9 protein-coding genes are annotated in these 7812 nt (G+C 72.1%); 6 read left to right on the top strand and 3 right to left on the bottom strand.

What is annotated here, in order from left to right:
* Positions 1–50 precede the first annotated feature (50 nt).
* Complete coding sequence (locus EEJ42_RS12290; RefSeq protein ID WP_123099982.1) at positions 51–563, bottom strand: GNAT family N-acetyltransferase; 513 nt, start codon at positions 561–563, stop codon at positions 51–53.
* A gap of 412 nt (positions 564–975) precedes the next feature.
* On the opposite strand from EEJ42_RS12290, the gene speB reads away from it, so the two are divergent.
* The gene (gene speB / locus EEJ42_RS12285) at positions 976–1956 is read left to right on the top strand and encodes an agmatinase (protein ID WP_123099981.1); all 981 of its coding nucleotides are present in this window, start codon (positions 976–978) and stop codon (positions 1954–1956) included.
* Positions 1957–1961: 5 nt separating this feature from the next.
* Here the strand turns inward: speB and EEJ42_RS12280 are convergent, their stop codons facing one another.
* The gene (locus EEJ42_RS12280) at positions 1962–2804 is read right to left on the bottom strand and encodes an isocitrate lyase/PEP mutase family protein (protein ID WP_123099980.1); all 843 of its coding nucleotides are present in this window, start codon (positions 2802–2804) and stop codon (positions 1962–1964) included.
* Between the two features lie 81 nt (positions 2805–2885).
* On the opposite strand from EEJ42_RS12280, the gene EEJ42_RS12275 reads away from it, so the two are divergent.
* A complete protein-coding gene (locus EEJ42_RS12275; protein WP_123099979.1) occupies positions 2886–3452 on the top strand; it encodes a hypothetical protein in 567 nt (188 codons plus the stop codon).
* A gap of 6 nt (positions 3453–3458) precedes the next feature.
* Here EEJ42_RS12275 and EEJ42_RS12270 read toward each other — a convergent pair whose 3' ends face one another.
* On the bottom strand, positions 3459–4568 hold the full coding sequence (locus EEJ42_RS12270; protein WP_123099978.1) for a ferritin-like domain-containing protein: 1110 nt from the start codon (positions 4566–4568) through the stop codon (positions 3459–3461).
* 118 nt (positions 4569–4686) lie between these two features.
* On the opposite strand from EEJ42_RS12270, the gene EEJ42_RS12265 reads away from it, so the two are divergent.
* From EEJ42_RS12265 to EEJ42_RS12250, 4 genes are all read left to right on the top strand, one after another.
* On the top strand, positions 4687–5613 hold the full coding sequence (locus EEJ42_RS12265; RefSeq protein WP_123099977.1) for an AurF N-oxygenase family protein: 927 nt from the start codon (positions 4687–4689) through the stop codon (positions 5611–5613).
* A gap of 71 nt (positions 5614–5684) precedes the next feature.
* The gene (locus tag EEJ42_RS12260) at positions 5685–6539 is read left to right on the top strand and encodes a TetR/AcrR family transcriptional regulator (RefSeq protein ID WP_246096393.1); all 855 of its coding nucleotides are present in this window, start codon (positions 5685–5687) and stop codon (positions 6537–6539) included.
* A 43-nt stretch (positions 6540–6582) separates the two neighbouring features.
* Positions 6583–6846, top strand: a complete 264-nt coding sequence (locus EEJ42_RS12255; RefSeq protein ID WP_123099976.1) for a hypothetical protein — start codon at positions 6583–6585, stop codon at positions 6844–6846.
* Positions 6847–7029: 183 nt separating this feature from the next.
* On the top strand, positions 7030–7812 hold a 783-nt coding region (locus EEJ42_RS12250; protein ID WP_484422005.1), incomplete at its 3' end, for a coiled-coil domain-containing protein.

Genomic DNA, 7812 nt, shown 5'->3' with positions numbered 1-7812 from the left:
GGCCGGGCCCAGCGCGCCGGCGGGGCCCCTTGGGCCGTCGGCCGGGCCCGTCAGAAGGTGTCCCTGCGCATGCACACCCGGGGCCATCGGTCCAGCCCGTGCCCGGCCTCACTGTGCCGAATCTGCCACAGCCCGGGGGTCAGTTCGTCCTCCGTCAGGGTCCGGAAGCCGCAACGGGCCGCGTAGTAGGGGGCGTTCCACGCCACGTCCACGAAGGTGGTCAGGGTCAGCGCGGGTACGCCGTCGGCGGCGGCCCGCGCCGCGACGTGCTCGATCAGCGCCCGGCCCACTCCGCGGCGGGCGCTGTCCGGGTGCACCGAGATCTGCTCGATGTGCGTGTTCCCGTCGACGGGGTCGGTGATCACGTAGGCCATGGCCCGGTCCGTGTCGTCCACCGCGACCCAGGCCCGCCCGGCGCGCTGGTAGCGCCCCAGTTCCGCCAGGGTCAGCGGCTCGTCGTCGGCGATCTCGTCCATCCCGATGTCCCGGAAGCACCGACCGGCGGCGCGCTCTATGTCCTGGAGATGGGGAAGTTCCTCGATGGTGCTCGTTCGAATCCGCACCCCACCATCATCCTCCGGATTCCACGGACAAAGGGGTGCCCCCCACCGCCGTGGAGAGCACCCTTTGGCCGTTCTTTCACACGACCGCCCCCGGCCCGGGCCATCCCCACATGACCTCGGCAATTCCGGTGGCGGTGATCAAAAACTTAGCAAGCCATCGGTAACGGGTCGGTGGTGGAATGGTGATCATTGTGGTCCGACTCAACTTCTCCCCGTACGCCAGGCGTTAGACGTCCGTGAGGGGTCGGGGTCGTACCGGCTGTTCGGGTAGGGGCGGGGTTCCTTATAGGGGGAGGTCGAGGTGGGCAATCACCCATACGAGGGATTCAATGGTTGACGCAGGAAACCACTGCGGATCCCCCCACGTGAAAGGCCCAGTTCCACCATGAGCGCGATCCCTTGCGATCCGGCCATGCCCATTCCCCCCGAAGACACCGACCGCACCCTGAACTTCGCGGGACCCGCCACGTTCGGGCGGGTGCCGCGACTGGATCAGGTCGGCACGACCGATATCGCCGTGGTCGGGGTGCCGTTCGACGCCGGTGTGTCGTACCGGCCGGGCGCCCGCTTCGGCGGGAACGCCATCCGGGAGGCGTCGCGCCTGCTGCGCCCGTACAACCCGGCGCAGGACGCGTACCCGTTCCACTACGTCCAGGTCGCGGACGCCGGTGACATCACCGCCAATCCGCACCACCTCGGCGAGGCCGTCGACGCCATCGAGGCGGGCGCGGAGGAGCTGTTGTGTACCGGCGCCCAGCTGATGACACTGGGCGGCGATCACACCATCGCGCTGCCGGTCCTGCGCGCGGTGGCCCGCAAGCACGGTCCGGTGGCGCTGCTGCACTTCGACGCGCACCTGGACACCTGGGACACGTATTTCGGCGCCGAATACACCCACGGAACGCCGTTCCGCCGGGCGGTCGAGGAGGGCATCCTCGACACCGCCGCCCTCTCGCACGTCGGCACCCGCGGCCCGCTCTACAGCAAGGAGGACCTGGACGAGGACACCAAGCTGGGCTTCGGGATCGTCACCTCCGCCGATGTCATGCGGCGCGGGGTCGACGAGGTGGTGCAGCAGCTCAAGGAGCGGATCGGCAAGCGGCCGCTCTACATCTCGGTGGACATCGACGTCCTCGACCCCTCGCACGCCCCCGGCACCGGCACCCCCGAGGCGGGCGGCCTCACCTCCCGCGAGCTGCTGGAGATCGTGCGCGGGCTGGCCGACTGCCACCTGGTCTCCGCCGACCTGGTGGAGGTCGCCCCGGCGTACGACCACGCCGACATCACCTCCGTGGCCGCCTCGCACACCGCGTACGAGCTGGTCACCCTCATGTCCCGGCAGATCGCCTTCCTGCGGTGGGCGGAGGAGCAGAAGCAGGCGCAACCGGTGTAAGGCGCCTACGAGCGGGCGCGGGCGAACAGCTCGTTCAGCTCGCCCTGCGGGATCTGGCCCTCGGCGAACGTCAGCGTCCCCCGCTCCAGCAACTCCCGGGCGCTGTCCCGTACGAAGCCCAGCGCGGCGCGCGCGATGCTGCCGCCGAGGCTCAGGCGGGCGACCCCGGCGGAGCGGAGGGCGTCGGCGGTGAGGCTGGTGGCGCCGAGGCCCATCACCACGTTGAGCGGTCCGTCGACCTCGGCCACCAGGGTGGTGATGGTCGCGAGGTCGTTGACGCCCGGCACGTAGAGACAGTCCGCGCCCGCCTCCCGGTACCGGTTGGCGCGCCGGATCGCGTCGGCGAGCGGGGCCGGGGAGCGCAGCATCAGGCCGTCGGTGCGGGCGGTGAGCACGAAGTCGGTGCCGTCGGCGTCCGCGGCCTCGCGGGCGGCGGCGATCCGGGCGACGGCCAGCTCCTCGTCGTACAGGGCGCCGTCCGCGAAGTCCTCGACGTTCCCGCCCGCGAGGCCCGCGCCGACGGCCAGCCGGACGGTCTCGGCGACCGTCTCGGGCTCCGCCCCGTACCCGTCCTCCAGGTCGCCGTTGACCGGCACGTCCACGGCGGCGGTGATCTGGCGGACGCGGTCGAACATCTCGGCCCGGGAGACCGCCTTGCCGCCCTCCGGGATGGTGTGGTCGGGCCTGCCCAGCGAGAACGCGATCCCGGCGCTGGTCGTCGCGAGCGCCTCGAACCCCGCCTCGGCCAGCACGATCGCGCTCCCGGCGTCCCACGCGTTCGGCATCAGGAAGCCGGTGCGGCCCTCGTGCAGACGGCGGAAGGCGGCGGCGTGGTGGCAGGGGCTCATAGGGCAGATCCTCTCCGGCGGGACGGGTCGCGCTCGTGCACCGAGGGAACCACACCGCGCCGACAACGCGTCGCAGCGATCATGAATGAGTTGCAGGACCTGATCGACGACTACGAGTGCGTCTACCAGGGCTACTACCTGGGCGACGACGAGGAGATCGACGCGGTGGTGACCGCGTGCGTGGACCGGCTCGAAGAGGCCCGGGGCGCGCACGGCACCGACTCCGGTTCCGGCTCCGGCTCCGGCTCCGGCTCCGCCGACGTGGCCTTCCCGGCCCTCGGTCTCGTGCTGATGTACGGGCACGTGATGCATCACTCGGCGCCCGAGGTGGCGGACCGGACCGCCACCGCGCTGCGTGCCGTCGCGGCGGACGGGGCCCAGGCGCCCTGTGACCACGCGGGGCACCCGAGCGACGAGGGCCTCGTCTTCGGGCAACTGGAGGGCTTTCCCACCGCCCTGGAACTGATCGGCGACCCCGCGACCGAGGACGTGTCCTGGGACGAACTCGCCATACGGTCCTGCGGGGCCGACTCCGCCGAACTCTCCCCCGCCGAGGCGGAATCCCGCTGGCGCTGCCCGCGCAGCCTCGCCGGATTCGCGTCGGCGGCCGCCGAGGCCATCCGTCCGACGCGGCCGGCGGACGTCTGAGCCGCCTCAGTCCTCCGCCGCGCCCTGCGCGATGGCTTCCTCGACCTCGCCGGTCCGGGCGGCCTCCTCGGCGGCGAAGCGCTGGGCGTCCAGGTGCTGGGCGATCTCCTCGTCCTGGTTCATCAGCAGGTCCAGGTTGCTGTCGCCGAGTTCCAGGACGCCCATGTCGACGTAGGCGCGCTGGAGGCGTTCGCCCCACAGGCCGATGTCCTTCACGCACGGCACGATGCGGCCGAACAGCAGCTTGCGGAACATGTGCAGATACGGGGAGCGCTCCGCGTACTCCTCGGCCTCGGCCTTCGGGATGCCCAGGTTCTCCAGGATCTCGACGCCGCGGATCCGGTCGCGCATGAGGTAGCAGCCCTCGATGACGAACTCCTCGCGCTCGCGCAGCTCCGCGTCGGTCAGGTCGCGGTAGTAGTCGCGCAGCGCCATCCGGCCGAACGCCACGTGGCGGGCCTCGTCCTGCATGACGTAGGCGAGGAGCTGCCGCGGCAGGGGCTTGTCGGTGGTGTCGCGGATGAGGCCGAACGCGGCGAGGGCCAGGCCCTCGATGAGGACCTGCATGCCCAGGTAGGCCATGTCCCAGCGGGAGTCGCGGAGGGTGTCGCCCAGCAGCTCCTGGAGGTTGTCGTTGATCGGGTAGAGCATGCCGATCTTGTCGCGCAGGAAGCGGCCGTACAGCTCGGCGTGGCGGGCCTCGTCCATGGTCTGGGTGGCGGAGTAGAACTTGGCGTCGAGGTCGGGGGCCGACTCGACGATGCGGGCGGCGCACACCATCGCGCCCTGTTCGCCGTGCAGGAACTGGCTGAACTGCCAGGAGGCGGCGTGGCGGCGCAGCTCGGCCCGCTCCCGGTCGGACATCCGGTCCCAGTGGGGCGTGCCGTAGAGGGCGAGGGACTCGTCGGGGGTGCCGAGCGGGTCGTACGGGTCGACCTCCAGGTTCCAGTCGATCCGCTTCGTCGCGTCCCACTGCTTGTCCTTGCCCTTCTGGTACAGGGCGAGCAATCGGGCCCGGTGGTCGTCGTACTCCCAGCTGAACCGGGCGGCGCCGGCGGCGGGCACCTGCCACATCGGGTCGCCGGGATCCATGGCGTAGAGGTCCTGCGTCGACACGTCGTCTCCTTCGCCTCGCTGCGCACCAAACATATCCGCGGGGGATTGACGGGCTTGCTGACACAGAGTCTCATAAGGGATGTCCAGCCGCGACCATTCCTCCGAGGTGTCTCCAGCGATGACGACCGCGACCGAATCAGCCGCGCCCCGGGACGCGCTGGGGCTCCTCAAGGACCGCGAACGGGTCGCGGAGCGGCTGCTGCTGGCCTCCTCCCGCCACTCGTTCGACCCCGACACCGAGCTGGACTGGGACGCGCCGCACGAGCCGGACAAGTGGTTCTGGCCGCCGGAGCTGGTCTCCCTCTACGGCACCCCGATGTGGCGGCGGATGTCCGAGGAGCAGCGGATGCTGCTGTCGCGGCACGAGGCCGCGGCGCTGGCCTCGCTCGGCATCTGGTTCGAGATCATCCTGATCCAGCTGCTCACCCGGCACATCTACGACAAGCCCGCGACCAGCGCCCACGTCCGCTACGCGCTCACCGAAATCGCCGACGAGTGCCGCCACTCCAAGATGTTCGCGCGGCTCATCGCCAAGGGCGGCACCCCCGCGTACCCGGTGTCCCGGCTCCACCAGAACCTGGGCCGGTTCTTCAAGACGTTCTCCACCACTCCGGGTTCGTTCACCGCCACCCTGCTCGGCGAGGAGGTGCTGGACTGGATGCAGCGGCTGACGTTCCCCGATGAGCGCGTCCAGCCGCTGGTGCGCGGGGTGACCCGGATCCATGTGGTGGAGGAGGCGCGCCACGTGCGGTACGCCCGGGAGGAGTTGCGCCGCCAGATGGTGCGGGCGCCGCGCTGGGAGAAGGAGCTGACCCGCGTCGGCTCGGGCGAGTTCGCCCGGGTGTTCTCGCTCGCGTTCGTCAATCCCCAGGTGTACACGGACGTCGGCCTCGACCGGCGGGCGGCCGTCGCCCAGGTGCGGGCGAGCGGCCACCGCCGCGAGGTGATGCGCAGCGGCGCCCGACGGCTGACCGAATTCCTCGACGACGTCGGGGTGCTGCGCGGCGTGGGCCGCAAGCTGTGGCAGAGCAGCGGCCTGCTCTAGGCCGCATCCCGGGCGGCTTCGTCAACGGGCCGCTCCTCGGCAGCTGCCCGAGGGCGGTTACGCTGCCAGGCATGACGACGAGCAGTGGCACCGCCCCGGCGGACGCGGACCGGGCGACGGCCGCGCCCCCGGCCACCGTGCGCCGCGGGGCGTACCGCAGGCTCAGCGTCGAGGCTCGGCGCGCCGAACTGATCGCCGCCGCGCTCGGCCTGTTCGCCCACCGCGCGCCGGAGGACGTGTCGCTGGACGACGTCGCCTCGGCCGCCGACGCCTCCCGGCCGCTCGTCTACCGCTACTTCCCCGGCGGCAAGCAGCAGTTGTACGAGGCGGCGCTGCGCAGCGCCGCCGATGAGCTGGAGGGGTGCTTCGAGGAGCCGCGGACCGGCCCGCTCAGCAGCCGCCTGGGCAACGTACTGGACCGCTATCTCACCTTCGTGGACGAGCACGACGCGGGGTTCAGCGCGCTGCTGCACGGCGGCAGCGTGGCCGAGACCTCGCGGACGAGCGCCATCGTGGACGAGGTGCGGCGGGCCGCGGCCGAGGAGATCCTGCTGCATCTGACGGCCGGGGAGCCCGCCGAGGAACCCGGCGCCCGGCTGCGGATGATGGTGCGCACCTGGATCACGGCGGTCGAGGCGGCCTCGCTGATCTGGCTGGACGAGAACAAGCAGCCGTCGGCCCGGGAGCTGCGGGACTGGCTGGTGGACCACTTCGTGGCGCTGCTGACCGCCACCGCGGCCACCGATCCGCAGGCGGCNTGGCTGGTGGACCACTTCGTGGCGCTGCTGACCGCCACCGCGGCCACCGATCCGCAGGCGGCCCGGGTGATGCGGGCGGCGCTCGCCGCGGAGCCCGCGCAGGGCCCGGTCGGCACGCTGGCGCGGCGCGTGGCGCCGGTGCTCGGCGAGGCGCGGCACCTGCTGTGAGGGCCGTGAGGGCCGTGAGGGCGGCGCGGCGGAAGGTGGCGCGGTGAGGAGCGAGGAGACGCCGTTCGTCGGCGGGCCGCTGGACGGCCGGGTGCTGTCGGTGCTGGTCGGTGCGACGGGGCAGCCGCCGAAGACGTACGAGGTGCCGGTCCCGGACGAGGCCGGTGGACCGCCGACCGTGTACGTCTACCGCCGCGTCCCGGCGGGCACGACGCGGCGGCTGGGGCTGATCCGGGGATGGCGGTACGAGTACGACCCGGAGGGCAGGCCGGGCGGCGGGCCGAAGTGGCCGTGGTCCCGTTCCTAGAGGCTCGGCGCACCTCTCCTTGAAGGCTGGGTTCGCCGGACTCCGCCAGCCGTGACGAGCCCTCCGGACGAGTGACCGTGTTGGGCCGACTTGCCCATCATTCTCCCGAAAGTACGACTGTCACGCCGCGTTCCTGCTGAGGTGGTCGTCGGACCCCGTTCCCGCAGCCGGAGGTGTGAGCCCGTGTCAGGACGGATCGTAGGCTCGGTCTGCGCGGCGGCGATCACCGCGGCCGCGGCGCTCGTCCCGCCCGTACCGGCGGCCACGGCCGCCCCTGCCCAACCCTCCGCCCGGCCCGCCGACCGGTCCGTCGCCGGGCTGCTCACCCAGCTCAAGACGCTGTACCGGAAGGCGGAAGAGGCGACCGAGGCGTACAACGCGACCGAGGAGAAGCTGCGCAGACAGCGGGCGAAGACCCGGGACCTGACCGAGGACCTCGCCCGCAGCCGCACCGACCTGGCCGCCAGCCGGGAGGACGCGGGGCGGCTGGCCCGCCAGCAGTATCAGGGCCACACCCAGCTCTCCACGTACACCTTCCTGCTGACGCTGCTCACCCCGCACCCGGAGAAGGCCGCCGACCAGGCGCGCGAGCTGGACCGGGCGGCGGTGCGGGAGGCCGCCGTCGTGGAGCGGCTGACCAAGGGCGAGCGGCACGCCGACGCCCTCGCCACCCGGGCCAGGGCCGCCCTGGACAAGCAGCTGTCGCTGAGCGCGAAGAAGAAGCAGCAGCGCGACAAGGTCAAGAAGCGGCTCACGAAGATCGAGAAGATGCTCGCCTCGCTGACCGCCCGCCAGATCACCCAGGTGGCGGAGAAGGAGCGCGAGGAGACCGACAAGGCGCAGCGCAAGCTGATCGCCTCCGGGGTGTTGGGCAACAGCCGGGCCCAGAGCGCCGCCCCGCCGCCGCCCGTCCCGGTCCCGGGCCCCGGCCCGGCCCAGGGCACGGGCACGGGCGCGGACCCGGGC

The organism is Streptomyces botrytidirepellens (assembly GCF_003721215.1).
Taxonomy (GTDB): Bacteria; Actinomycetota; Actinomycetes; order Streptomycetales; family Streptomycetaceae; genus Streptomyces; species Streptomyces himastatinicus.
The sequence above is the reverse complement of the archived record's forward strand: the minus strand, read 5'-3'. Positions and strand labels throughout refer to the sequence as shown.